Origin of the sequence: Rhodococcus koreensis, assembly GCF_017068375.1 — a bacterium.
GTDB lineage: Bacteria > Actinomycetota > Actinomycetes > Mycobacteriales > Mycobacteriaceae > Rhodococcus_F > Rhodococcus_F koreensis.
The window spans coordinates 1,139,180-1,164,614 of the sequence record NZ_CP070609.1 but is presented as its reverse complement, the minus strand read 5'-3'; the positions used below and the strand labels follow the sequence as shown (position 1 = coordinate 1,164,614).

21 protein-coding genes and 1 tRNA gene are annotated in these 25,435 nt (G+C 68.6%); 17 read left to right on the top strand and 5 right to left on the bottom strand.

Translation table 11 applies throughout. The annotated features are described in order from the left end of the window. The first annotated feature begins 22 nt into the window (after positions 1-22). From JWS14_RS05285 to JWS14_RS05225, 13 genes are all read left to right on the top strand, one after another. Entirely contained in the window at positions 23-1,609 is a 1,587-nt protein-coding gene (locus tag JWS14_RS05285) for an anthranilate synthase component I (protein WP_072945393.1), read from the top strand. Beyond that, entirely contained in the window at positions 1,606-2,310 is a 705-nt protein-coding gene (locus JWS14_RS05280) for a TIGR02234 family membrane protein (RefSeq protein WP_072945222.1), read from the top strand. Before JWS14_RS05285 ends, JWS14_RS05280 begins: the two co-directional genes overlap by 4 nt. An 86-nt stretch (positions 2,311-2,396) precedes the next feature. Then, positions 2,397-3,206 (top strand): indole-3-glycerol phosphate synthase TrpC, encoded by an 810-nt coding sequence (trpC, locus tag JWS14_RS05275; RefSeq protein WP_012687986.1) that lies wholly within the window; start codon positions 2,397-2,399, stop codon positions 3,204-3,206. A gap of 62 nt (positions 3,207-3,268) precedes the next feature. Beyond that, complete coding sequence (trpB, locus tag JWS14_RS05270) at positions 3,269-4,588, top strand: tryptophan synthase subunit beta (protein ID WP_072945220.1); 1,320 nt, start codon at positions 3,269-3,271, stop codon at positions 4,586-4,588. Continuing rightward, complete coding sequence (gene trpA, locus JWS14_RS05265) at positions 4,585-5,388, top strand: tryptophan synthase subunit alpha (protein WP_206012644.1); 804 nt, start codon at positions 4,585-4,587, stop codon at positions 5,386-5,388. The genes trpB and trpA overlap by 4 nt, the downstream gene beginning before the upstream one ends. Further along, the gene (gene lgt / locus JWS14_RS05260) at positions 5,385-6,467 is read left to right on the top strand and encodes a prolipoprotein diacylglyceryl transferase (RefSeq protein WP_206012643.1); all 1,083 of its coding nucleotides are present in this window, start codon (positions 5,385-5,387) and stop codon (positions 6,465-6,467) included. Before trpA ends, lgt begins: the two co-directional genes overlap by 4 nt. Continuing rightward, on the top strand, positions 6,460-7,299 hold the full coding sequence (locus JWS14_RS05255; protein WP_072945214.1) for a TM2 domain-containing protein: 840 nt from the start codon (positions 6,460-6,462) through the stop codon (positions 7,297-7,299). The genes lgt and JWS14_RS05255 overlap by 8 nt, the downstream gene beginning before the upstream one ends. A 274-nt stretch (positions 7,300-7,573) precedes the next feature. Further along, a complete protein-coding gene (gene gltB, locus JWS14_RS05250; protein ID WP_206012642.1) occupies positions 7,574-12,157 on the top strand; it encodes a glutamate synthase large subunit in 4,584 nt (1,527 codons plus the stop codon). Beyond that, positions 12,150-13,652 (top strand): glutamate synthase subunit beta, encoded by a 1,503-nt coding sequence (locus JWS14_RS05245; RefSeq protein ID WP_206012641.1) that lies wholly within the window; start codon positions 12,150-12,152, stop codon positions 13,650-13,652. Before gltB ends, JWS14_RS05245 begins: the two co-directional genes overlap by 8 nt. 37 nt (positions 13,653-13,689) lie before the next feature. Then, positions 13,690-15,108: a pyruvate kinase gene (gene pyk, locus JWS14_RS05240; RefSeq protein WP_074933926.1), complete on the top strand. Its 1,419-nt coding sequence runs from the start codon at positions 13,690-13,692 to the stop codon at positions 15,106-15,108. Then, positions 15,109-15,987 carry an acyl-CoA thioesterase gene (locus tag JWS14_RS05235; RefSeq protein WP_072951558.1) on the top strand — a complete coding sequence of 293 codons (879 nt, stop codon included), beginning with the start codon at positions 15,109-15,111 and terminating at the stop codon, positions 15,985-15,987. Between the two features lie 105 nt (positions 15,988-16,092). Then, on the top strand, positions 16,093-16,338 hold the full coding sequence (locus tag JWS14_RS05230; RefSeq protein WP_072951555.1) for a hypothetical protein: 246 nt from the start codon (positions 16,093-16,095) through the stop codon (positions 16,336-16,338). A 200-nt stretch (positions 16,339-16,538) separates the two neighbouring features. After that, complete coding sequence (locus JWS14_RS05225) at positions 16,539-18,326, top strand: ABC transporter ATP-binding protein/permease (RefSeq protein WP_206012640.1); 1,788 nt, start codon at positions 16,539-16,541, stop codon at positions 18,324-18,326. On the opposite strand, the gene JWS14_RS05220 is transcribed toward JWS14_RS05225, so the two are convergent. The 3 genes from JWS14_RS05220 to JWS14_RS05210 all read right to left on the bottom strand — a co-directional run bounded on the left by JWS14_RS05220 (position 18,253) and on the right by JWS14_RS05210 (position 20,877). After that, complete coding sequence (locus JWS14_RS05220) at positions 18,253-19,350, bottom strand: DUF4185 domain-containing protein (protein WP_206012639.1); 1,098 nt, start codon at positions 19,348-19,350, stop codon at positions 18,253-18,255. The genes JWS14_RS05225 and JWS14_RS05220 overlap by 74 nt on opposite strands. A gap of 43 nt (positions 19,351-19,393) precedes the next feature. Next, entirely contained in the window at positions 19,394-19,897 is a 504-nt protein-coding gene (locus tag JWS14_RS05215) for an SRPBCC family protein (protein WP_072951548.1), read from the bottom strand. Positions 19,898-20,001: 104 nt separating this feature from the next. Beyond that, positions 20,002-20,877, bottom strand: coding sequence for a sigma-70 family RNA polymerase sigma factor (locus JWS14_RS05210; RefSeq protein WP_095865277.1), 876 nt, complete (start codon positions 20,875-20,877; stop codon positions 20,002-20,004). A 98-nt stretch (positions 20,878-20,975) separates the two neighbouring features. Between JWS14_RS05210 and JWS14_RS05205 the strand changes: the two genes are divergently transcribed. Further along, the gene (locus JWS14_RS05205) at positions 20,976-21,431 is read left to right on the top strand and encodes a carboxymuconolactone decarboxylase family protein (RefSeq protein WP_206012638.1); all 456 of its coding nucleotides are present in this window, start codon (positions 20,976-20,978) and stop codon (positions 21,429-21,431) included. Between the two features lie 83 nt (positions 21,432-21,514). Here JWS14_RS05205 and JWS14_RS05200 read toward each other — a convergent pair. Then, positions 21,515-21,588 (bottom strand) — tRNA-Leu (locus JWS14_RS05200). A 100-nt stretch (positions 21,589-21,688) separates the two neighbouring features. On the opposite strand from JWS14_RS05200, the gene JWS14_RS05195 reads away from it, so the two are divergent. Next, positions 21,689-22,318: an ANTAR domain-containing response regulator gene (locus tag JWS14_RS05195; protein ID WP_083395834.1), complete on the top strand. Its 630-nt coding sequence runs from the start codon at positions 21,689-21,691 to the stop codon at positions 22,316-22,318. Between the two features lie 60 nt (positions 22,319-22,378). On the opposite strand, the gene JWS14_RS05190 is transcribed toward JWS14_RS05195, so the two are convergent. Beyond that, positions 22,379-23,218 carry an oxidoreductase gene (locus tag JWS14_RS05190; RefSeq protein ID WP_206012637.1) on the bottom strand — a complete coding sequence of 280 codons (840 nt, stop codon included), beginning with the start codon at positions 23,216-23,218 and terminating at the stop codon, positions 22,379-22,381. A gap of 108 nt (positions 23,219-23,326) precedes the next feature. On the opposite strand from JWS14_RS05190, the gene JWS14_RS05185 reads away from it, so the two are divergent. Next, the gene (locus JWS14_RS05185; RefSeq protein ID WP_072951539.1) at positions 23,327-23,887 is read left to right on the top strand and encodes a TetR/AcrR family transcriptional regulator; all 561 of its coding nucleotides are present in this window, start codon (positions 23,327-23,329) and stop codon (positions 23,885-23,887) included. Positions 23,888-24,053: 166 nt separating this feature from the next. Continuing rightward, positions 24,054-25,376 (top strand): ABC transporter substrate-binding protein, encoded by a 1,323-nt coding sequence (locus JWS14_RS05180; protein ID WP_074933928.1) that lies wholly within the window; start codon positions 24,054-24,056, stop codon positions 25,374-25,376. Positions 25,377-25,435 lie beyond the last annotated feature (59 nt).

Here is a 25,435-nt window from a genome sequence, read left to right as displayed (position 1 = left end):
TGCGCCTGGGATGATGGTCGGCATGCACGGCGAGCCCACCACGATTCCCGCACCCGAGTCCGCCGCCACCCCGGCCGACGGCGGGTCCGACTCGACCACCACACGTGAGCAGTTCCACGCTCTCGCCGCCGAACACCGGGTCGTCCCGGTGACGCGCAAGGTGCTGGCAGACGCGGAAACACCGTTGTCTGCTTACACCAAGCTGGCGGCGAACCGGCCCGGCACCTTCCTGCTCGAGTCGGCGGAGAACGGCCGATCGTGGTCGCGATGGTCGTTCATCGGCGCGGGCAGTCCCGCCGCACTGACCGTCGTCGACGGTGAAGCAGCCTGGTACGGCAACGTTCCCGCGGGCGCGCCGTCCGGCGGCGATCCGATCGCCGCCCTCGGCCAGACCCTCGAACTACTCCGAAGCGAGCGGCTGCCCGATCTGCCGCCGCTGACCGGCGGCATGGTCGGCTTCCTCGGGTACGACGCGGTGCGGCGCATCGAGCGCATCGGCGAGCACGCCACCGACGACCTGCAGATCCCCGAGATGGTGATGCTGCTGGCGACGGATCTCGCGGCCGTCGACCACCATGAGGGCGCCATCACCCTGATCGCCAACGCCGTCAACTGGGACGGCACGGACGAACGCGTCGACGAGGCCTACGACTCCGCGGTGGAGCGGCTGGACCGGATGACACACGCCCTGTCGGCCCCGGCGTCGTCGACCGTGTCCACGTTCGCGAAACCCGCCCCCGACTACCGCCGTCAGCGCACCACCGAAGGGTTCGGCGCCGACGTGCAGAAACTCGTCGGCGACATCGAGGCCGGCGAGGCCTTCCAGGTGGTGCTGTCGCAGCGCTTCGAGATCGACTGCACCGCCGACCCGATCGACGTCTACCGGATGCTGCGCGCGTCCAACCCCAGCCCGTACATGTACCTCCTCAACGTGCCGAACGGCGACGACGAGACCGCGTTCTCGATCGTCGGCTCGAGCCCGGAGGCGCTGGTGACCGTGTCGGAAGGCGTGGCCACCACGCACCCGATCGCGGGCACCCGGTGGCGCGGGCACACCGAGGAGGAGGACATCCTGCTCGAGAAAGACCTGCTCGCCGACGAGAAGGAGAACGCGGAGCACCTGATGCTCGTGGACCTGGGTCGCAACGACCTGGGGCGCGTCTGCGAACCGGGCACGGTGAAGGTCCACGACTACCGCCACATCGAGCGGTACAGCCACGTGATGCATCTCGTCTCCACCGTCACCGGTCACCTCGCGGACGGCAAGCAGGCCCTCGACGCCGTCACCGCCTGCTTCCCGGCGGGCACCCTGTCGGGAGCGCCGAAGGTCAGGGCGATGCAGCTGATCGAGGAACTCGAACCCACCCGCCGCGGCATCTACGGCGGCATCATCGGGTACCTCGACTTCGCGGGTGACGCCGACACGGCCATCGCGATCCGCACCGCCCTGATCAAGGACGGCATCGGGTACGTCCAGGCAGGCGCGGGCGTCGTCGCCGACTCGAACCCCGAATACGAGGACACCGAGGCGCGGAACAAGGCGATGGCTGTGCTCAGCGCGATCGCGGCGGCGCACACGCTGAAGACCCTGGGAGGCGACACGCAGTGAGCGACGCGTCGGAGCCGGCCCGGGACCCCGCGCGGGCGGGGCGCCGCCGATCGATGATCGCGGTGCTGCTCCTCGCCGTCGCCGCAGTGTGCCTGTGGGGCGCCTCACGGATGACGTGGGTGGAGGTCACCTCCTCCGACGGGCTCGGCGAGGAACGCACGTCGGTGCTCGTGGGCGGCACGTGGGCGGCGGCGCTCACGCCGCTGGCGCTGACCCTGGTCGCCGCGATCGCCGCGTCGTTCGCCGTGAAGGGCTGGGCCCTGCGCGTGCTGGGTGTGCTCGTCGCGGTGGTGGCCGTCGCGGCCGCCGTCCCGGCGGTGGGGTTGCTCGTGTCCGGCGCCTCCGACGACGAGGCGGCTCGGCTGGCCGAGCTGCCGGGCCGGGCCGAGGTCCAGTCGGTGTCCGTGCACGCCGGACCCGCCGTTCTCGTGCTGGTGGGGGCCCTGGCGGCGCTCGCCGCCGCGGTGGAACTGGTCCGCAGGCCGAGGGTGCGGGCGGGGTTGTCCTCCAAGTACGACAGCCCGGGTGCGCGACGTGACGCAGCGAAGAAGGCCGGTGCCGATTCCGCCGACGGTCCCGTCACCCAGCGCATGCTCTGGGACGCCCTGGACGCGGGGGAGGACCCCACGGTGGAAGACAAGAAAGCCGAACCTGTCGACCAAGTTGACGGTTCGGACGAAGACCCGGGTACCCGGACGTAAACACAATCAGAGTGCCATCTAGGCTGGCTTCACCCCTGATGATGTTCCTCACATCGGGTTTCTGCCCAGAAAGGACTCGGGCCACGATGACCGTTCTCGACTCGATTCTCGACGGGGTGCGCGCCGACGTCGCCGCCCGCGAAGCCGTCCTTGACTTCGCCGCAGTCAAGGCTGCCGCCGCCGCCGCACCGCCGGCCCTCGATGCCGCGGCCGCCCTGCTCGAGCCGGGCATCGGAGTCATCGCCGAGGTCAAGCGCGCCAGCCCCTCGAAGGGTGCGCTCGCCGACATCGCCGATCCCGCCGAACTGGCCGCCGCCTACCAGGCCGGTGGCGCCCGCGTGATCAGCGTGCTCACCGAGGAGCGCCGGTTCCAGGGGTCCCTCGCGGACCTCGACGCCGTCCGCCGCGCGGTGAGCATCCCGATCCTCCGCAAGGACTTCATCGTCGGGCCCTACCAGATCCACGAGGCCCGCGCGCACGGCGCCGACATGGTGCTGCTCATCGTCGCCGCCCTCGAGCAGGACGCGCTCGCGTCGCTGATCGACCGGACGGAGTCGCTGGGCATGACGGCCCTCGTCGAGGTCCACACCGAGGAAGAAGCGAACCGGGCGATCGAGGCGGGCGCCAAGGTCATCGGTGTCAACGCGCGCAACCTCAAGACGCTCGAGGTCGACAAGAACACGTTCGGCGAGATCGCTCCCGGGCTGCCCACCGAGATCATCAAGATCGCGGAGTCCGGGGTGCGCGGCACGGCCGACCTGCTGGCGTACGCCGGTGCGGGAGCCGACGCGGTGCTGGTCGGCGAAGGCCTCGTCACCAGCGGTGATCCGCGCAAGGCGGTGGCCGATCTGGTCAACGCCGGCGCGCACCCGTCCTGCCCCAAGCCGTCGCGCTGAGGTCGCCCCGGCGGACCTGACCCGGACGGCGGCGGAACCCGGCCTCGAGGCAGACTGGACCTGTGACTTCACGTAATCAGGAAACCGTCTTCAAGGGTGGCAATCTGCCGCCTGCCAGCGCCGGAATCGCCGAGCGTACGACGCACGACCCCGATGCCGGAGGACACTTCGGCGTGTACGGCGGACGGCACGTGCCGGAGGCACTGATGGCGGTGATCGAGGAGGTCACCGCCGAGTACGAGAAGGCGCGCGGCGACGAGTCGTTCCTGAACGAACTCGACCGCCTCCAGCGCGACTACACCGGCCGTCCGTCCCCGATCTTCGAGGCGACGCGGATGAGCGAGTTCGCCGGTGGGGCGCGGCTGATCCTCAAGCGCGAAGACCTCAACCACACCGGCTCGCACAAGATCAACAACGTGCTCGGGCAGGTGCTGCTCGCCAAGCGCATGGGCAAGACCCGCATCATCGCAGAAACCGGTGCCGGCCAGCACGGCGTGGCCACCGCCACCGCCTGCGCGCTCCTCGGTCTGGAATGCATCATCTACATGGGCGCCGTCGACACCGAGCGGCAGGCGCTGAACGTCGCCCGCATGCGGCTGCTCGGGTCGGCGGTCGTGTCCGTCGAGTCGGGGTCGAGGACCCTGAAGGACGCGATCAACGAGGCGCTGCGCGACTGGGTCACCAACGCCCACAACACCTACTACTGCTTCGGCACCGCCGCCGGACCGCACCCGTTCCCGACCATCGTCCGCGACTTCCAGCGCGTCGTCGGTCTGGAGACGCGGGTCCAGGTGCAGGCGCTGACCGGCCGGCTGCCCGACGCCGTGACGGCGTGCGTCGGCGGCGGGTCCAACGCCATCGGCATCTTCCACGCCTTCCTCGACGACCCGTCCGTGCGACTGGTCGGGTACGAGGCCGCCGGTGACGGCGTCGAGACCGGAAGGCACGCCGCCACGTTCGCGGGAGGCACCCCGGGCGCGTTCCAGGGCGCGTACTCGTACCTGCTGCAGGACGAGGACGGCCAGACCATCGAGTCGCACTCGATCTCCGCGGGCCTCGACTACCCCGGGGTCGGCCCGGAACACGCGCTCCTCAAGGACATCGGCCGCGCCACCTACGAGCCGGTCACCGACTCGGAGGCCATGGACGCGCTGCGTCTGCTGTCCGAGCGTGAGGGCATCATCCCGGCCATCGAGTCCGCCCACGCCGTCGCCGGTGCACTGCGACTGGGCCGCGAACTGGGGGAGGGCGCGATCATCGTCGTCAGCCTGTCCGGGCGCGGCGACAAGGACATGGACACGGCAGCCAAGTGGTTCGGACTGTTCGATCCGGACGACTCGACCGAGACCACCACGACTGACAAGGAAGGTTCGGCCAAGTGAGCGAACGACTCTCGCGCCTCGACCCGACGTTCGCGCAGTGCCGCGAGGAGAAGCGTGCCGCGCTCGTCGGGTACCTCCCGGCCGGGTTCCCGACCGTGCAGGAATCCATCGACGTGTTCAAGGCGATGGTCGAATCCGGTTGCGACATCGTCGAGGTCGGCATCGCCTACTCCGACCCGGTGATGGACGGACCCACCATTCAGGCGGCGGCCGAGACGGCGCTGAAGAACGGCGTCCGGGTACGCGACGTGTTCACGGTGGTCGAGGCGATCGCCTCCGTCGGCGGCAAGGCAGTCGTGATGACGTACTGGAATCCGGTTCTGCAGTACGGCGTCGACAAGTTCGCCCGCGATCTGGCGAGCGCAGGCGGCCTCGGGCTGATCACCCCCAACCTCATCCCCGAGGAAGCCGGTGAGTGGATCGCGGCGTCGAAGGAACACGACCTCGACCGGATCTTCCTCGTCGCGCCGTCGTCGACCGAGGAGCGTCTCGCGATCACCCTCGACGCCAGCAGCGGGTTCGTCTACGCCGCGTCCACGATGGGTGTCACCGGCGCCCGTGACGCCGTGTCGTCGATGGCACCCGAACTGACGGCCCGCATCCGTGCCCACTCGGACATTCCGGTGGGTGTCGGACTGGGTGTCCGCTCCGGCGCGCAGGCCGCCGAGATCGCCGCCTACGCCGACGCGGTCATCGTCGGATCCGCGCTGGTCACCGCGGCGGAGAGCGGTCTGGACGCGGTGCGCTCGCTGACGGAGGAACTCGCCGAGGGCGTTCGCTCCGCTACCGTGGCGTCGTGACTTCCACCGTGGACGTACTGGCCTACATTCCGAGTCCGCCCCAAGGTGTCTGGTATGTCGGACCGGTGGCCCTGCGCGCGTACGCGCTGTTCATCATCGTCGGGATCGTCGTCGCGATCGTGTGGGGCGACCGTCGCTGGGTCGCCCGCGGCGGCGAGAAGGGCACCGTCCTCGACATCGCCATCTGGGCGGTGCCGTTCGGCCTGATCGGCGGCCGCCTCTACCACGTGATGACCGACTGGCCGACGTACTTCGGGGAGGGCGGCGACCCCGTCGACGCCCTGAAGGTGTGGCAGGGCGGCCTCGGCATCTGGGGCGCCGTGGCGCTCGGCGGTGTCGGTGCCTGGATCGGTTGCCGGCGCCGCGGCATCCCGCTGCCGGCGCTCGGCGATGCGGTCGCGCCCGCCATCCTGCTCGCGCAAGCGATCGGACGGCTCGGAAACTACTTCAACCAGGAACTCTACGGTCGCGAGACCGACGTTCCGTGGGGGCTCGAGATCTTCGAGCGCCGCAACGACGTCGGCCAGGTGTCTCCGCAGCTGATCGACGGGGTGTCCACCGGCGAGGTCGCGTTCGTGGTGCATCCGACGTTCCTGTACGAGGCACTGTGGAACGTGCTGATCGTGATCCTGCTCGTGTGGGTCGATCGCCGATTCCGCATCGGGCACGGCCGCCTCTTCGCCCTGTACGTAGCCGGGTACTGCGCCGGGCGCTTCTGGATCGAATTGATGCGCAGCGACCACGCGAGCCTCATCGCCGGTGTCCGCGTGAACTCGTTCACCTCCGCCCTGGTGTTCGTCGCGGCCGTGGTGTACTTCTCCGCTGCCACGAAGGGGCGCGAGGATCCGGCCGACCTGCGGCCTGTCGACGGCGAACCGGTCGCGGACGGCACCGCACCGGCGGAGCCGGACGAGACCGCACCGGCGAAGGGGGAGAAGAAGGTCGAGGGCAGGGACGAGGACGGGAAGGCGTCCGCATCGGAGTCGGTATCGGACGACAAGGCCGCGAGCACTGCGAGTGCCGGCGGGGATGCGGGCACGAAGACCATCGACAGCAAGAAGGATGACGCGAATGACTGAACCGGGGAAAGCATCCGACGATTCCGGCAAGGGTGCATCCGAGGACGCACACAAGGTCGACCTGGGTAAGAGCAGCGACGGCACCGAGAACAGCAGCGACTCGAGCCTGCCGCCCGAATTCGGCTCGCCCTTCGACTACGACGCCACCGCCGAGGCCTCGCTGTCCCAGCCGCCCGCCACGTCCGACGCGACGCCGTCACCGGGGTCGTCCGGAACGGGACCGGGCTGGGACACCTATTCGGGTGTCGGTAACGGCCCGGGCTGGGGGTCGACGCCCACCTACCCGTCGCCGGGCGGAACCGAGCCGACGGCCCCGTTCCCGAACGTGGGCGAGCCGACTTCGCCGACCGCGCCGTACACCGGGTACGAGAAGCCCCAGCAGCCGGACGGTCCGACCTACGGGGCGCCGGATCCGAATTACGGCGCGCAGTACGGGGCTGCTCCGCAATCGCCGCAGGACTACCAGCAGCCCGGGTACCAGCAGCCGGGGTACGGACAGCAGCAGGGTTACCCCCAGCAGGGGTACCCGCCGCCCGGGTACGCCCCCGGCTACAACGCGTACGCCGATCCGTCGGCGCCGTTCGGCAGGCACCCGCTGACGGGTGAGCCGTACTCCGACAAGTCCAAGTTGACCGCCGGGCTGCTGCAGATCTTCCTCGGCGCGTTCGGCGTCGGGCGGTTCTACCTGAACCAGCCCGGCATCGCCGTGGCGCAGATCGCCGTGACGTGGCTGACCTGTGGAATCGGCGGTATCTGGCCGCTGGTCGACGGCATCATGATGCTGACCGGGAGCGTGAAGGACCAGTACGGACGGCCCCTGCGGGACCAGTGACGATCCCCGGACACCGTGTGGCCCGTGTTGCTGATGCGACACGGGCCACCGCCCGTTCCGGGCCCGATTCGGCATATCTTGCCGGGTATCGGTCCTGGTAAGCTGAGCGCGCCGGATGTATGTCCGGTAACAACCTTCACGGGCCGATGCTGTCCCGGTAGACCCCCGAAAAGCAGTTAGCGCCCGTCGTGGCGACCCCGCTAGCGGAGGCCGCCGACAGCACGTGCGGAGCGCACACACTGGTGGTCTTCCCGGCCGATGTGGAGGTATATCGGTGCTGTTCTCGCAGTTGCCCGGTCCCCAGGGCTTGTACGACCCGGACCAGGAAGTCGATTCCTGCGGTGTCGCCATGGTCGCGGACGTGCACGGCCGCCGCTCCCACTCCATCGTCTCCGACGGCCTCCTCGCTCTCGAGAATCTCGAGCACCGCGGCGCGGCGGGATCCGAACCGAACAGCGGCGACGGCGCCGGCATCCTGCTCCAGCTCCCCACCGAATTCTTCGGGGCTCTCGCCTCGTTCGACCTCCCCGCGCCCCTGGACGACGGCAGCAGCACGTACGCGGCGGGCATCTGCTTCCTCCCGCGGGACCCGCAGGCGCGGGCGGCCGCGCAACGACGCGTGTCCGACCTCGCGGACGAGGAGGGCCTCCAGATCCTCGGCTGGCGTCCGGTGCCCGTCGATCCGGACGGCGCGGATGTCGGCTCGACGGCCCGCGCCTGTGCTCCGCACATGAGCCAGTTGTTCGTCGCTGGACCCGCCGTCGGCGGGATCCGGCCCGGCGGGCTCGACCTCGACCGTCTGGTCTACCCGCTGCGCAAGCGGGCCGAGCAGGTCACCCCCGACATCGAGTCGGAGGGCAGCGGCGTGTACTTCCCGTCGCTGTCGAGCCGGACGATCGTCTACAAGGGAATGCTGACCACGTCCCAGTTGGCGCGGTACTTCCCGGACCTGCGCGACCCGCGGATGGCGAGCGCGATCGCGATCGTGCACAGCCGGTTCTCGACCAACACGTTCCCGTCCTGGCCGCTCGCGCACCCGTTCCGGTTCGTCGCGCACAACGGGGAGATCAACACGGTCCGCGGCAACCGGAACCGCATGCGCGCCCGCGAGGCGTTGCTGTCGAGTGCGGTGATCCCGGGCGACCTGCGCAGGCTGTATCCGATCTGCACCCCCGACGCGTCGGATTCGGCGTCGTTCGACGAGGTGCTCGAACTGCTGCACCTCGCCGGCCGCAGCGTGGCGCACGCGGTGATGATGATGGTGCCGGAGGCGTGGGAGAACGACACGTCGATGTGCCCGGACCGGCGGGCGTTCTACCAGTACCACGCGTCGCTGATGGAGGCGTGGGACGGACCGGCGTGTGTGACGTTCACCGACGGGACCGTGGTCGGCGCCGTGCTGGACCGCAACGGCCTGCGCCCGGGACGCTGGTGGCAGACCGTCGACGGGCGGGTGGTCCTCGCGAGCGAGAGCGGTGTCCTCGACGTCCCGCAGTCGGAGGTCGTGGCCAAGGGCCGCCTCGAGCCGGGGCAGATGTTCCTGGTCGACACGTCCGAGGGCCGCATCGTGCCCGACGAGGAGATCAAGATGCGGCTCGCGGCGGAGTGGCCGTACGCCGAGTGGCTGTACGCCGGTCTGCTCGAACTGAAGACGCTGCCGGATCGCCCGCACGCGCAGCACAACCACGAGTCGGTGGTGCGGCGGCAGGTGGCGTTCGGGTACACCGAGGAGGATCTGCGCATCCTGCTCGCCCCGATGGCCACGTCCGGCGGCGAGCCACTCGGTTCGATGGGGACGGACACGCCGATCGCCGTCATGTCGCAGCGGTCGCGGCTGCTCTACGACTACTTCGTCGAACTGTTCGCGCAGGTCACGAACCCGCCGCTCGACGCGATCCGCGAGGAGATCGTGACGTCGCTGTCGCGGGTCATGGGTCCGGAGCAGAATCTGCTCGAGCCGACCGCGGCGTCGTGCAGGCAGATCGTGCTGCCGTGGCCGGTGCTCGACAACGAAGAGCTGAACAAGATCATCCACGTGAACGCGGACGGCAACCATCCCGGGCTCGCCGCGGCGGTGCTGCGCGCGCTGTACGACGTCGAGCGCGGCGGTGCGGGGATGGCCGAGGCGATCGAGGAGTTGCGGGCGCAGGCGAGCGCCGCCATCGCGGACGGCTACCGGACGCTGGTGATCTCGGACCGCGACTCCGACCACACCCGCGCGCCGATCCCGTCGCTGCTCGCGGTCGCCGCGGTGCACCATCACCTGGTGCGGACGAAGGAACGCACCAAGGTGGCGCTGGTCGTCGAATCCGGGGACGCCCGCGAGGTCCACCACCTGGCGCTGCTCATCGGGTACGGCGCCGCGGCCGTCAACCCGTACCTCGCGATGGAGTCGATCGAGGACCTGGTGTCCGAGGGCGAACTCACCGGCGTCGAGCACACGATCGCCGTGCGGAACTACCTCACCGCGCTCGGCAAGGGTGTGCTCAAGGTGATGTCGAAGATGGGCATCTCCACCGTCGGTTCGTACACCGCGGCGCAGGTGTTCGAGGCGATCGGCCTGGACCGCGACCTCGTCCAGGAGTACTTCACAGGCACCGTCAGCAAGCTGGGCGGCGCCGGTCTCGACGAGATCGCCCGCGAGGTCACCGTCCGCCACCGGCAGGCGTACCCGGACAACCCGGCCGAGTTCGCCCACCGGCGGCTCGAGGACGGCGGCGAGTACCAGTTCCGCCGCGACGGCGAACTGCACCTGTTCACCCCGGAGACGGTCTTCCTGCTGCAGCACGCCACCCGCACCGGTCGGCACGAGGTGTTCGCGAAGTACAGCGAGGAGGTGAACAGGCTGGCCGAGGCCGGTGGCGCACTGCGCGGCCTGTTCACGTTCCGCGAGGGCGTGCGCCCGCCCGTGCCGCTGGACGAGGTGGAACCGGTCGAGCGGATCGTCACCCGGTTCAACACCGGCGCGATGAGCTACGGCTCCATCTCCGCCGAGGCCCACGAGACGATGGCCGTCGCGATGAACAATCTCGGCGGACGCTCCAATACGGGCGAGGGCGGCGAGAACGTCGACCGTCTGTACGATCCGTCGCGCCGCAGCGCCGTCAAGCAGGTGGCGAGCGGGCGGTTCGGCGTCACCAGCGACTACCTGATCAACGCCAGCGACATCCAGATCAAGATGGCGCAGGGCGCCAAGCCCGGTGAGGGCGGCCAGCTGCCGGCGTACAAGGTGTATCCGTGGGTCGCGGAGACCCGGCACTCGACGCCGGGGGTCGGGCTGATCTCCCCGCCGCCGCACCACGACATCTACTCGATCGAGGATCTCGCGCAGCTGATTCACGATCTGAAGAACGCCAACGATCGGGCCCGGGTCCACGTGAAGCTGGTCAGTTCGGTGGGGGTGGGAACCGTCGCCGCCGGGGTCAGCAAGGCGCACGCGGACGTGGTCCTCATCTCCGGTAACGACGGCGGTACCGGCGCCACCCCGCTGACGTCGATGAAGCACGCCGGGGCGCCGTGGGAGATCGGGCTGGCCGACGCCCAGCAAACACTCGTGCTCAACGGTCTCCGCGACCGCATCACCGTCCAGTGCGACGGCGGGATGCGGACCGGACGGGACGTCGTGGTCGCGGCGCTGCTGGGTGCGGAGGAGTTCGGGTTCTCGACGGCCCCGCTGATCGTGGCGGGCTGCATCATGATGCGGGTGTGCCACCTCGACACCTGCCCGGTCGGTGTCGCCACCCAGAACCCGGAGCTGCGCAAGCGGTACACCGGCAAACCGGAATTCGTGGAGGAGTTCTTCCGGTTCGTCGCCGAGGACGCGCGCCGGTACCTGGCGAACCTCGGGTTCCGCAGCATCGACGAGGCCGTCGGTCACGCCGACGTCCTCGAGACCGCGCAGGGGATCGCCCACTGGAAGAACCGCGGACTCGACCTCACCCCGATCTTCGCCGTGCCCACCGGGCCGGACGGGGAGCCGCTGCCGCAGCGACGCCGGGACCGCGACCAGGACCACGGTCTGGACCGGGCACTGGACCGCACGCTCATCCAGCTGGCGGAGGGTGCCCTCGAGGACGCCCACGCCGTGGAGATCGAGATGCCGGTGCGCAACGTCAACCGGACCGTCGGCACGCTGCTCGGCGCGGAGGTCACCCGCCGCTACGGCGCCGCCGGGCTGCCGGACGACACGATCCGGCTCACGTTCACCGGCTCGGCGGGGCAGTCGCTCGGCGCGTTCCTGCCGCCGGGCATCACCATCGACCTGACCGGGGACGCCAACGACTACGTCGGCAAGGGATTGTCGGGTGGGCGGATCGTGGTCCGTCCCGCCGACGACGTCCTGTTCGTCCCGGAGACGCAGGTGATCGCGGGCAACACCCTGCTCTACGGCGCCACCTCCGGGGAGGTCTATCTCCGCGGACGCGTCGGCGAACGCTTCTCGGTGCGCAATTCCGGTGCGTCCGCCGTCGTGGAGGGTGTCGGCGACCACGCCTGCGAGTACATGACGGGTGGGCGGGTCGTGATCCTCGGACCGACCGGACGGAACATGGCGGCCGGCATGTCCGGCGGCATCGCGTACGTCCTCGACCTGGACCCGGAGGACGTGAACCAGGCGATGGTGAAGCTGATGCAACCCGACCCGGACGATCTGGACTGGTTGCGCGGCGCCGTCACCCGGCACCACCGGTGGACCGGTTCCGCGGTCGCGGCGTCGGTGCTCGCCGACTGGCCCCGGCGGTCCGCGCTGTTCACGAAGGTGATGCCGGTGGACTACCAGCGGGTGCTGGACGCGACCCGGATGGCGAAGGCGGAGGGACTCGACGTCGACACCGCGATCATGGAGGCGGCACGTGGCTGATCCCCAGGGCTTTCTGCACATCGTCAAGAAGGAGGCGCGCAAGCGTCCGGTCGCGGAGCGGATACACGACTGGAACGAGGTGTACGCGCCGCAGAGTTCCGCGGAGCGGTCCGCCGAGGTGTCCGAACAGGCCGCGCGGTGCATGGACTGCGGAATCCCGTTCTGCCACTCGGGAAGTGCGGGCTGCCCGCTGGGCAACCTGATCCCGGAGTGGAACGACCTCGTGCGGCGCGGCCGCTGGTCGGCGGCGAGCGAGCGGCTGCACGCCACCAACAACTTCCCTGAGTTCACGGGCCGGGTGTGCCCGGCGCCGTGTGAGTCGGCGTGTGTGCTTTCGCTCGCCGACACGCACACGACGGGCAGTGTCACGATCAAGCGGATCGAGCAGGCCATCGCGGACGTCGCGTGGGAGTCGGGGACGGTGGTGCCCACACCGCCGATGATCGCCACGGGACGGAAGGTCGCGGTGGTCGGTTCCGGTCCGGCCGGTCTGGCGGCGGCTCAGCAGCTGACCCGGGCGGGGCACGACGTCACCGTCTACGAGCGCGACGACCGGCTCGGGGGACTGCTGCGGTACGGCATCCCGGAATTCAAGATGGAGAAGGCAATTCTCGATCAGCGCCTGATGCAGATGCGCGCCGAGGGAACCCACTTCGTCACCGACTGCGAGGTCGGCGTCGACCTCACCGTGGAGCAGATGAGCGCGAACTTCGACGCGGTCGTGCTCGCGATCGGTGCGCTGCGGGCCCGCGACAACACCACCGTCGAGGGCCGGGAGCTGAACGGTATTCATCTCGCGATGGAGCACCTCGTCACCTCGAACAAGGAATGCGAGGGCGACGGTCCCGCGGACATCACCGCCAAGGGCAAACACGTCGTCATCATCGGCGGCGGCGACACCGGCGCCGACTGCCTCGGAACGGCGCACCGCCAGGGCGCGCTGTCGGTGACCCTGCTGGACTACAACCCGGAGTTGCCGACCGAACGGGACGAGGAGGCGACGCCGTGGCCGGCGTGGCCGATGGTGCTGCGGACGTCGCCCGCGCACGCCGAGGGCGGTGTCCGCCGGTACCAGGTCGCGGTGCAGCGGTTCCTCGGCGATGCGAACGGGAACGTCCGGTCCATGGTGCTCGCCGAGGTCGAAGTCACCCGCGAGGACGGCAAACGCATCATCACGCCGGTCGGCGAGGAGATCGAATTGCCGTGCGAACTGGCACTTTTCGCGATTGGCTTCGAGGGCGTCGATCTCGGTCCGCTGCTCGACGACTACGGGTTGTCGCCGACCCGGCGCGGAGCGCTCTCCTGCGGCCCGGGCTGGCAGACCACCGCACCCGGGGTCTTCGTCTGCGGGGACGCACATCGCGGCGCATCGCTCGTCGTGTGGGCGATCGCGGAGGGCCGGTCCGCGGCGCACGCCGTCGACGTGTACCTGACAGGGGCGTCGGACCTCCCGTCGCCGGTGCATCCGACGGCGCTTCCGCTGGCAGTCGTCTAAATGGAGAAGGGCGCGCGGGGCGACTAGGCTCGAGGCCGTGAACCGACGCACGAAGATCGTATGCACACTTGGACCTGCTACCGCCACCGGTGACCGTATTCGCGAACTCGTCGAAAGCGGTATGGACGTGGCGCGGCTGAACTTCAGCCACGGCGAACACGCCGATCACGAGGAGAACTACAAACGCGTGAGGGCGGCCTCGGACGCGACGGGCAAGGCGGTCGGTGTCCTGGCCGACCTGCAGGGCCCGAAGATCCGGCTGGGCCGGTTCGCGGAGGGTCGCACCACGTGGGCCAACGGTGAGGAGGTGCGGATCACCGTCGACGAGTGCGAGGGCACCCACGACCGGGTCTCGACCACCTACAAGCAGTTGGCGGAGGACGCCAAGCCGGGCGACCGGCTGCTGGTCGACGACGGCAAGGTCGGTCTCGTCGTCTCCGGTGTGGAGGGCAACGACGTGATCTGCCGGGTCACCGAGGGCGGCCCGGTCAGCAACAACAAGGGTGTGTCGCTGCCGGGGATGAACGTGTCGGTTCCGGCGCTGTCGGAGAAGGACATCGCGGACCTGGAGTTCGCGCTCGGGTTGGGTGTCGACTTCATCGCGTTGTCGTTCGTGCGGTCCCCGGCCGATGTGGAGCTGGTGCACGCGGTGATGGACCGGGTCGGGCGGCGGATCCCGGTGATCGCGAAGCTGGAGAAGCCGGAGGCGATCGACAATCTCGAGGCGATCGTGCTGGCGTTCGACGCGGTGATGGTCGCCCGCGGTGACCTGGGGGTGGAGTTGCCGCTCGAGCAGGTGCCGCTGGTGCAGAAGCGGGCCATTCAGATCGCCCGGGAGAACGCGAAGCCGGTGATCGTGGCCACGCAGATGCTGGAGTCGATGATCGAGAATTCGCGGCCGACCCGCGCGGAGGCGTCGGATGTCGCGAACGCGGTCCTCGACGGTGCGGACGCGGTGATGCTGTCCGGTGAGACGTCGGTGGGTAAGTACGTGATGGAGACGGTGCGCACGATGGCGCGGATCGTGGAGGCGGTGGAGAACGAGTCCACCCAGGTGCCGCCGCTCACGCACGTGCCGCGCACCAAGCGGGGTGTGATCTCGTACGCGGCCCGCGACATCGGGGAGCGGCTGGATGCGAAGGCGCTGGTGGCGTTCACGCAGTCCGGGGACACGGTGCGGCGGTTGGCGCGGTTGCACACGCCGTTGCCGTTGCTGGCGTTCACCCCGTTGCCGGAGGTGCGCAGCCAGTTGTCGCTGACGTGGGGGACGGAGACGTTCATCGTCGATCCGGTGGACAGTACGGATGCGATGGTGCGGCAGGTCGACAACGCGTTGCTGGGGTTGGGCCGGTATCAGAAGGGTGAGCTGGTGGTCATCGTGGCGGGGTCGCCGCCCGGCACCGTAGGCTCGACCAACCTGATCCACGTCCACAGAATCGGCGAAGAGGACCACTAGGTGAGCGAAGTCGCGGCGAAGACCGATCTCCAGACCCTGCTCGAACTTCTCGATCTCGAGAGGACCGGGGAGGACACGTACCGAGGTCGGCATCCCGCGCAGGTGGGTAGCCGGACATTCGGCGGCCAGTTGATCTCCCAGGCACTGGTCGCCGCCGGCCGCACCGTCAGCGGCGAGCGCGCCGTGCACGCGGTCAACGCCCACTTCATCCGCGGCGGAAACGTCAAGGAACCCATCGAGTACCGCGTCGAGCGGCACCGCGACGGGCGGGCCTTCGCGAATCGCCAGGTCACCGCCCTGCAGGACGGTCAGGAACTGTTCGTCATGCTGGCGGCGTTCCAGGACTGGGGCAAGGGTCTCGAGCACGCGGTCGAGGTGCCCGACGTCCCGTTCCCGGACACGCTGCCGCCGCTCGGCGACCACTTCCAGGGTTACGAAGACCGGTTGAAGATGTTCGTCGACGCGCTCAAGCCGATCGACATGCGGTACGCGAACGACCCGTCGTGGATCATGAAGGGCACGGGGGAGAAACTCACCCACAACCGGGTCTGGATGAAATCGGACGGCGACCTTCCGGACGACCCACTCATTCACGTGGCCGTCATGGGCTACTCGTCGGACACCACGGTCCTGGACTCCATCATCACCACCCACGGCCTGTCGTGGGGGCTGGACCGGATCGTCGCGGCCACCGTGAACCATTCCATCTGGTTCCACCGGCCGTTCCGCTTCGACGACTGGACGTTGTACGCCACCGAGTCGCCGGTCGCGGCAGGTTCCCGCGGTCTCGCGACGGGGCGCTTCTTCTCCCTCGACGGGGAGTTGCTGGCGACGGTGGTCCAGGAGGGGCTCATCCGGCACTTCCCGCCGCGCCAATAAGAGCAGTGCCATTCCGTTGCCACCGAACGGCTTTGAACGGCAGTTCAACCGGTGGCCGCGGCGTATGGTCGGTCTGGAATCACCGAAACGGAACGGACGTGCACCATGAGCGCAGACGAACCCGAGAAGAAGGCCGGCCGGCCGGCCGAGAGCGAAGTTCCCGTGCCCGACGACGAGGCGCTCGCCGAAGCCAGGAAGAAGGTGGAGGAGATCGACGCCCGCTACGAGCCGGGGGCCCGCGAGACGGTCGTCCTGCCCGGCTCCGGCGGCACGGTGTCGGGAACCGCCTTCGACGACTACGTCGACGACGACGGCAATCTGAAAGAGCCTGAACCCGAGAAGGACTCGTAGAACCCCCTGTCGCCTGGGGACCGTTCACTTCGCCCGATGTCCACCCGCGCGGCCGAAACCGCGCAAATGGGACATCGGGCGGTCTGTGTCTTCCGGGTCGACGCGTGTCCTGCGCGGATCTCTCGCCCATCACCGACCTCCGGGGTTAGACTTCGCCATCTTTTCTGGTGAGTTTCACCTCGTGATCGGGGATATGGGTCGTGGACTGGAACAACGTCGTATGGGACAGCTCGATGTGGCTGCTCAAGGCATACGTCATGACTGTCGTCGCGTTCGTCGTCGTGGTGATACTGCTCGCGCGGTTCACCAAATGGGGTAGGCAGTTCTGGCGCTTCGCCGCGCCCTACTTCGATCCGCGGCGCAGCCTCAAGCCGTTGACCATCCTGGCGGTGCTGCTGCTGTCGACGGTCTTCGCGGTGCGCATGACGGTGCTGTTCTCCTACTGGTACAACGACTTCTACGATTCGATCCAGAACCTGGACGAGCCGGCGTTCTGGCACTTTCTCCGGGTGTTCGCCATCCTGGCGACGGTCCACGTGGTCCGTGCCCTCGTCGAGTACGTGATCGGGCAGACCCTCGACATCGACTGGCGGACATGGCTCAACCACCATCTCGTCGACGACTGGCTCGACAGCCGCGCCTACTACCGCGACCGGTTCCTCGGCGACGCGATCGACAACCCGGATCAGCGCATCCAGGCCGACATCACCAACTTCGTGACCACGTCCCGCTCGCTGTCGATGGGCGCGGTGACCGCGGTGCTGTCGATCGTGTCGTTCACGGGGATCCTGTGGGACCTGTCCGGCCCGATGACCGTGTTCGGCGTCGAGATCTCGCGGGCGATGATCTTCCTCGTCTACATCTACGTGCTGGTGACCACGGCGGTGGCGTTCTGGATCGGCAAGCCCCTCATCAAGCTGAACTTCCTCAACGAGAAACTCGGCGCCAACTTCCGCTACGCGCTGATCCGGGTGCGGGAGTACGGCGAGAGCATCGCGTTCTACCGCGGCGAGAACGTCGAGCGGCGCACCCTCGCCGGACGGTTCGCGGACGTCATCCGGAACATGTGGCAGATCGTCTTCCGGACGTTGAAGTTCAGCGGCTGGAACCTCACCGTCAACCAGACGGCCGTCATCTTCCCATTCCTGGTGCAGGGTCCGCGACTGTTCACCGGCCAGGTGTCTCTCGGTGACGTGATGCAGACGTCGCAGGCCTTCGGTCAGGTCCACGACTCGCTGTCCTTCTTCCGCGAGTCGTACGCCGACTTCGCCAGTTTCCGCGCGACCCTCATCCGACTCAACGGCCTCGCCAACGACAACCTGCACGCCGCCGAACTTCCGGTCCTGAAGACCGGCAAGTCGGGCGACGATCTGCAGGTCGAAAAGCTGGACGTGCGCATCCCGACGGGGGAGACCCTCATCGAGGGCCTCGCGCTCACCGTGACCCCCGGGCAGTCGCTGCTGGTCAAGGGGCCGTCCGGTTCGGGCAAGACTACGTTGCTCCGTACCCTCGCGGATCTGTGGCCATACGCCGACGGCACGGTGTCGCGGCCGTCGGGGGAGGCCATCTTCCTGTCCCAGCGCCCGTACCTGCCGCTCGGGTCGCTACGCACCGCCCTGGCCTACCCGAAGGAGCCGACGGCGTCCGACGACGTCGTGCGTGGTGCGCTGTCGAGGGTGTCGCTCGGCAATCTGAGTGATCGGCTCGACGAGACCGCCGACTGGACGCGGATCCTGTCGCCGGGCGAGCAGCAGCGTCTCGCGTTCGCGCGGGTGCTGATCGCCCGTCCAGCGGTGATCTTCCTCGACGAGGCCACGTCGGCGATCGACGAGGGCCTCGAGCACACGCTCTACACCCTGCTCAGGACCGAACTCCCCGACAGCATCGTGGTGAGCGTGGGGCACCGCAGCACGCTCAACCAATTCCATTCCCGTGGTGTGGAACTCGAAGGGGAAGGGCGGTGGACGGAGTCGGAACTGGTGGGGTGACGGGCGCGTCCAGCCGGGTGGTGAACTGCAGCACCCGGTAGGGGTCCCCGGTCGTCGTGTTCCATTGCGACACAAGCAGATGCAGTTCGTCCAACGTGGACGCCGGGTGGACGTATCCGCCGTAGATCTGCGCCCACGTGCCGTCCGCGGCTCCCCAGTCGCCGCCGGCAACCTGCACCGTCGGCTCCGACCACCGTCCGTCGATGCGCTGCGCCGTGCGGGTGACGATCGCGTAGGCGGTGGGGTCGAAGTAAGCGAGGACCCAGGTGCCGTCGATCCGCCGCAGGCACATCTCCCCGACGGGACCCGGCAAGATCGGGGTCGCGGGCTGTCCCCACGCCCACCCCGTGCCACGGTCCCAGCCCCAGTCTGCGTAGGCTCCGGGTTCGAGGATCCGCGCTTCGGGGACTCGGCGCAGGATCATTCCACCCGGATTGGTGCGGTCGAACGCACTCGAGACGACATAGACGTAGCCCTCGTGCCGTTCCATCGTCCACAGTTGGTCGAGCGAACCGCCGCGGTTGTCCCACCGGGCGCGTGTCCGGTGCCAGCGCTCGCCGCCGTCGTCGGACCAGGCGAGATACGTGAAGTTCGTCGGCCACCCCTGCGACGCCCACGAGTGCACACTGACGACGGACAGGTAGGTCCGGTCGCCGATCGTGACGGCGTCCGCGGGAACCACGGTGAACTCGCTGCCCGCCGATTCCCGGTCGGGTGATTCGCGGACGTCGTGCGCGTTCGGCAGGATCTCCCTCGCCGTCCGGCCCCCGCCCGCGGAGTCGAACTCGATGCCGCCGCGGAGATCGGTTGTGGTGGAGCGCAACATCACGGGACTGCGCCACCCCCGGCCGCTCCGGCCGCGGGAGCTGAACGTGTCGCCGAAGAAGAACGCGACCCGGCCGTCGGACAGGCGCACCGGACAACCGAGGTCGGTGCCGTGCACACCCCATCGCCGCGTCGCCTCGCCGGTGACCTCCTTCACGTAGGTTGCTGCCGGTGTGGTGGTGCTGCCCGGGATACGCACTCCCTACTGTCGGTGACTTCGCGTGGTCGGGGAATTCTGGTGGTCAGGACGTCTTGCGGTAGGACTCGGCGAGTTCGTCGGCGCGATCCCACAGCGACCAGTCGACTTCGCGGCCGTCCAATTGCGCTTCGACGACCTCGAGCCCCGCGTGCCAGCCGGCGGCGTGCGCGTAGGCGGATTCCTCTTCCTCCACGGTGTGGGTGAGCGTCAGCCAGCAGCCGCCGCTGCCGTCGGGAACGAGTTCCCAGTGCAGCGTCTCGGCGTCCCACAGGTATTCGAGGATGTGCGCGGGATGCACCGAGATGACCGTTCCGGTGGTGGTCTGATCTGCGGGCAGTCCGAACCGGCGCACCTGCTCCGGTGTCACCCGGAAGACGAGGTCGGCCCCCGGGGTGAGGTCGAAGTCGACGTCGGCGGGAAACCAGTCCTTCAGGTACTGCGGGTCGGTGAGAACACGCCACACCTTCTCCGGCGAGTGCGAGAGCGCTTGCTGGAATCGAAGGGCTACCCGCCCGTCGTAGGTGAAAGTGACGGTGCCGAGCTCCATGGGTGACCTCCGTGCTCGAGGGCGTACCTGTCCCACCATGGTACTGGCAGGACGCCGCAGATCCCCAGGATCGGGCACAAAAAACCGCCGCTACCTGCGGGTCGTCAGACGTCGCCGGGGGAGATGCCCAGACGTTGTAAACGGACCGGGTCGGCCAGGATGTCGATCCGGACGATCTTCCCGCCGGAGACGGTGAACGCCATGACCGAGAACGTCTTCCCGTCGGGCGCGGTCACCACCCCGGGTGTGCCGTTCACCAGGGCGAGCCGGCCGAAAGGAGCGAAACGCGAGAACGTGAGGGCCTGCTCGCCGACTGCGCGGGATCCGCGCACCACGTCGGCTCCGTCGGCGCCGCGGTCGGCCCGCAGGACGATGTCCGGGTCGAGCAGGGCGAGGAGGTCGTCGAACCTGCCGCCCCGCGAGGCGGTCATGAATGCCTCGACCACCTCGCGCTGCCGGGTCGGGTCGGTCTCCGGGGCGTGCCCCGATCCCTGGACTCGCCGGCGCGCCCGGCTTGCGAGTTGCCGCGTCGCGGCGGGCGTGCGGTCGGCGATCGGGGCGATCTCGTCGAAGGACAGGGCGAACATGTCGTGCAGCACGAAGGCGAGCCGCTCGGCGGGCGCCAGCGTGTCGAGAACGACCAGCAGCGCGAGACCGACGGAGTCGCCCAGCACCGCCTCGTGCTCGGGATCGGTCCCGTCCACCTCGCGCACGATCGGATCCGGAACATGGACCTCCAGGGGATCCTCGCGCCGCGCCTTGCGGGATCGGAGCATGTCGAGGCAGACCCGCCCGACGACCGTCGTCAGCCAACCACGCAGGTTCTGCACCTCGGACGTCTCGGCGCGACTGAGTCGCAGCCAGCCCTCCTGCACGGCGTCCTCCGCTTCGCCGATCGAGCCGAGCATCCGGTACGCGACCGCCGACAGATGCGTCCGGTTCTCCTCGAAGCGGTGCGCCAGAACTTCTTCTGCGTCCATCTGTCACATTCTCCCGTCGCGGTTCGTCATAACAGTGACCAACGAAAACAAGCCGGTGTGACATCTCACCACCCGAATTCCTTTGGAGGCAGGCAATCATGAAAGCCCGGATGACCAACCCCGCGATGATCGTTCCCGACGCCATGAAGTCTCTGCTGGCGCTGGGGAAGGCCACGGCGAAGGCGAACGTGCCGCCGGTGACCCACGCCCTCGTGCACCTGCGGTCGAGCCAGATCAACGGCTGCAGCGTGTGCGTGGACATGCACGCGCGTGAGCTGGAGAAGGAAGGCGAGACCAATCAGCGGATCTTCGCGGTGGCGGCGTGGCGGGAGGCCCCGTACTTCAGCGACGCCGAACGTGCGGCCCTCGCGCTGGCCGAGTCGATGACCCGGTTGAGCGATCGCGCGGACCCGGTGCCCGACGAGGTGTGGGACGAGGCCGCCCGGCACTACGACGAGGAGCAACTCGCGTCGCTGGTGCTGTCGATCGCCGGCGTGAACCTGTGGAACCGCATCAATGCCGCCACCCGGCAGGTCGCGGGCGGGCAGTGGTGACAGGGACGCCGTAACGGGGGGCGACATGCGAATCGCAGGTCAGAGAATGCATCTGACCTGCGATCGCGGGATGATCCCGGCGGTGCCCTCGGTGAGACTCGAACTCACACTGGACGGGTTTTGAATCCGTTTCCTCTGCCAATTGGGATACGAGGGCGTGTTGCGCTGTACCACTGTAGAAGATCGCCGCCGGGAGTCAACCACCGGTACCCTTCTAACGTTCGCTCCCCGCGCCGGGGTCGTCCGAGCAGAGGAGAATGGTGGCCATGAACGCTCCCCAGCAGCAAGGTGTGCCGTCGCAGCCGCGACGGGTCGTGGTGGCCGAGGACGAGGCGCTGATCAGGCTCGATCTGGTCGAGATGCTGCGGGAAGAGGGCTACGACGTGGTTGGTGAGGCGGGGGACGGGCAGGCCGCCGTCGACCTGGCGGTGGAGCTGAAACCCGACCTCGTGATCATGGACGTGAAGATGCCCCGCCGCGACGGCATCGACGCGGCCTCCGAGATCGCGGCGAAACGTATTGCGCCCGTGGTCATTCTCACAGCGTTCAGTCAGCGCGAGCTGGTGGAGCGGGCGCGCGACGCCGGGGCGATGGCCTATCTCGTCAAGCCGTTCTCCACGGCCGACCTGGTGCCCGCGGTCGAGTTGGCAGCCAGCCGGTTCAAGGAGGTGACTGCGCTCGAGCGGGAGATCTCCGATCTGTCCGAGCGGCTGGAGACCCGCAAGATCGTCGAGCGGGCCAAGGGTGTGCTGATGGACAAGCAGTCCTTGACCGAGCCCGAAGCGTTCAAGTGGATCCAGCGGGCCGCGATGGACCGCCGGTCGACGATGAAGGCGGTCGCGCAGGTGGTGCTCGAGACCCTCGGTGGGGAAGCCCCCACCAGCTGACCGGCGAGATCGGCGGCAGCCGACGCGTTTTCGCCCGGGCCGTCTTCCGTTGGTGGCGGGTCAGTCGCCGGCAGGGAAGTCCGCGGAGCGGCTGACGTCGGCCCAGGCGAGGGCCTCGGCGGCGCGTTCGCGGGACGACTTCTCGGCCATCGCGACGGCGCCTGCCCCGAGCAGCAGGCGCAGTGGGGCGTTCTCGGCGGCAACCACATCCATGATGATCCGCGCGGCCCGTGCCGGATCCCCAGGCTGGGTGCCGTCGGAGTCCTCCCGGTAGCGGTTCATCGCGCCGACCGTCGCCTCGTAGTCGGGCCCGACGGAGCTGCGTTGCATCGACGAGCCCTGCCAGTCGGTGCGAAACGCCCCGGGTTCCACGATGAGCACCTTCACCCCGAACGGTCTCACCTCGGCCGCCAGCACTTCGGAGAAGCCCTCGACGGCGAACTTCGCGGCCTGGTAGGCGCTCAGCCCGGGTGTGCCGCCGACGCGGCCTCCGACGGAGGAGAACTGCACGAAGCAGCCGCTGCGCTGCTCGCGCAAGATGGGCAGCGCAGCCCGCGTGACGTTGACGACGCCGAAGAAGTTGGCGTCAACCTGCTGCCGGAAGTCGTCGTCGGCCATTTCCTCGATCGGGACGCTGTTGGCGTAGCCGGCGTTGTTCACCACGACGTCGAGGCCGCCGAACTCCTCGACCGCGGTCGCGACGGCGTCGCGGGCGGCCGCGGCGTCGGTGACGTCCAGGGCGACCGTCCGAACCCGGTCGCCGTACGTGTCGATCAGGTCGGTCAGCTGTTCGGGTCTGCGGGCGGTGGCGACGACGTTGTCGCCACCGCGCAGGACCGCGGTCGCGAGTTCCCGGCCGAAACCGCGTGAACTACCGGTGATGAGCCAGGTCTTGGCCATGAGAGATCCCATTTCTGCTTGCAACTGACTGGTTGGATGCTTACGGGATCCATGGAACACCTGCGCGGCGTAGCTGTCAACCAACTGGTTAGTTGATAGTGTGGACGCATGGTCCGTGATGCAGAGGCAACGAAGAAACGACTACTCGACGCGGCGGCGGCCGAATTCGCCGAATTCGGTATCGCCGGGGCGCGGGTCGATCGCATCGCCCTCGCCGCCAAGGCGAACAAGTCGATGATCTACGCCTACTTCGGCGACAAGGGGCAACTGTTCGACGCCGTCTTCGCCGCCCACGTGGTGGCGTTCACCGAGCAGGTGCGCTTCGACGCCACCGACCTCCCGGGCTACGCGGGACGCTCGTTCGACCTGTACGAGGACAACCCGGCGACGCTGCGGCTCGCCACCTGGTACCAACTCGAACGGCCCGACGGTGAGCCGCTCCAGGTGGTGGTCGCGTCCAACCGGTCGAAGCTCGCCGATATCGAGCGGGCGCAGAAAAGTGGTGTGCTGCCAACCCGATTCGCGCCGGTGGAGCTGCTCGCCGTCGTCCGGTCCGTCGCGATGTCCTGGCACACGCAGACCCCGGAACTCGGCGCCTCGGCGCCCGCGGACCGGGCCCGCCGGCGCCAGGTGGTGGTCGAGTCCGTGCGCCTCCTCGTCGGCGCCTGACGCTCGCCACGCTACGGCCGCGTAAACACTCGTCGTAATCAGATCACAGTAAGGTCACGAGCCTTTCCGGACCGATCGCGAAAGCCGCCGGACCGCTAGCGTCTGATCCCACAGCGGACGCCAACTCGGGTGGCGCCCGCACACAGGTGATCTAAGGAGAGTTTGGATGGCTAAACGGACCCTCGTGCGGGCGGCCGCGGTTCTCGGCGCGGCATCTCTCGCACTGGCAGGTTGTAGTTCGGACAGTGGCGACGACTCCGCGAGCGGGAGTGACAGCTCTGCCTCGGCCACCACTGTTTCCACCGACTGCACCCCCGAAGAAGCGGCGGCAGCGGGTGCCCCGTCCACGGCGCCGCTGAAGATCGGCACCCTGCTCCCCGACACGGGAAGCCTCTCCTTCCTCGGACCGCCGATGGTGGCGGGCACCCAGCTCGGCGTCAACGACGTCAACGCGGCAGGAGGGGTTCTCGGCCAGCCCGTCCAGCTGATTCCCGGCGACTCCGGCGACACCACCACCGATACGGCGAACACCACGGTGGACCGCGAACTGGCGGCGGGCACCCAGGTGATCATCGGTGCGGCGTCGTCGTCGGTGTCGCTGAAGGTCATCGACAAGGTGTCCAGCGCCGGCGTCGTGATGTTCTCCCCGGCCAACACGTCCGACCAGTTCGTCTGCTACCCGGACAAGGGGCAGTACTTCCGCACCGCCCCCACCGACGTCCTGCAGGCTCAGGCTGTGTCGCAACTCATCTCGGACGACGGCGGTCAGCGCGTGTCCATCCTGGCCCTCAACGACCCGTACGGCACCGGGCTCGCCGACAACATCCAGAAGAACCTCGTCGACGCGGGCATCCCCGAGGACCAGATCCAGAAGATCATCTACGACCCCAACGCGCAGTCGTTCAACTCCGAGGTCGACCAGGTCAAGGACTTCGCGCCCGACGCCGTCGCGGTGGTGGGATTCGAGGAGTCGGCGAAGATCATCACCCGGATGCACGAGGTCGGCATCGGCCCGTCCGACGGCATGAAGGTCTACGGCGTGGACGGCAACATGGGTAACGCACTCGGCGAGTCGGTGGCGGCGCCGCTGCTCGACGGCATGCAGGGCACCACCCCGCTCACCGACGTCGGCCCGGCCTTCCAGGATCGTCTCAAGGGCATCAACCCGGGGCTGATCGACTTCAACTACGCCGGTGAGTCCTACGACGCCGTGGTCATTGCCTCGCTCGCCGCGGAAGCCGCGAAGTCGACGGCGGGTCGCGACATCGCCGCGAACATCAACAACGTCACCGAGGGCGGCACGCCGTGCACGTCGTACCAGGAATGCCTGCCGCTCGTGCAGGCCGGAACGGACATCGACTACAACGGCATCACCGGCAAACTCGACTTCGCCGCAGCCGGCGAGCCGTCCATCGGTTCGTACGGCAAGCTGAAGTTCGGTGCCGACAACAAGCTGACGACGGACGGGTACATCGTCGTCGGCGGGTGATCGCACTCGTCTGAAACGAACTGTGGGCCAGGGAAACCTGGCCCACAGTCGTGTCCGGA

Coding starts and splice junctions, on each gene's coding strand:
- JWS14_RS05285 (WP_072945393.1), top strand. CDS start 23: ATGCACGGCGAGCCCACCACGATTCCCGCACCCGAGTCCGCCGCCACC.
- trpC (WP_012687986.1), top strand. CDS start 2,397: ATGACCGTTCTCGACTCGATTCTCGACGGGGTGCGCGCCGACGTCGCC.
- JWS14_RS05255 (WP_072945214.1), top strand. CDS start 6,460: ATGACTGAACCGGGGAAAGCATCCGACGATTCCGGCAAGGGTGCATCC.
- JWS14_RS05230 (WP_072951555.1), top strand. CDS start 16,093: ATGAGCGCAGACGAACCCGAGAAGAAGGCCGGCCGGCCGGCCGAGAGC.
- JWS14_RS05215 (WP_072951548.1), bottom strand. CDS start 19,897: ATGGAGCTCGGCACCGTCACTTTCACCTACGACGGGCGGGTAGCCCTT.
- JWS14_RS05210 (WP_095865277.1), bottom strand. CDS start 20,877: ATGGACGCAGAAGAAGTTCTGGCGCACCGCTTCGAGGAGAACCGGACG.
- JWS14_RS05205 (WP_206012638.1), top strand. CDS start 20,976: ATGAAAGCCCGGATGACCAACCCCGCGATGATCGTTCCCGACGCCATG.
- JWS14_RS05195 (WP_083395834.1), top strand. CDS start 21,689: ATGGTGGCCATGAACGCTCCCCAGCAGCAAGGTGTGCCGTCGCAGCCG.
- JWS14_RS05190 (WP_206012637.1), bottom strand. CDS start 23,218: ATGGCCAAGACCTGGCTCATCACCGGTAGTTCACGCGGTTTCGGCCGG.
- JWS14_RS05185 (WP_072951539.1), top strand. CDS start 23,327: ATGGTCCGTGATGCAGAGGCAACGAAGAAACGACTACTCGACGCGGCG.
- JWS14_RS05180 (WP_074933928.1), top strand. CDS start 24,054: ATGGCTAAACGGACCCTCGTGCGGGCGGCCGCGGTTCTCGGCGCGGCA.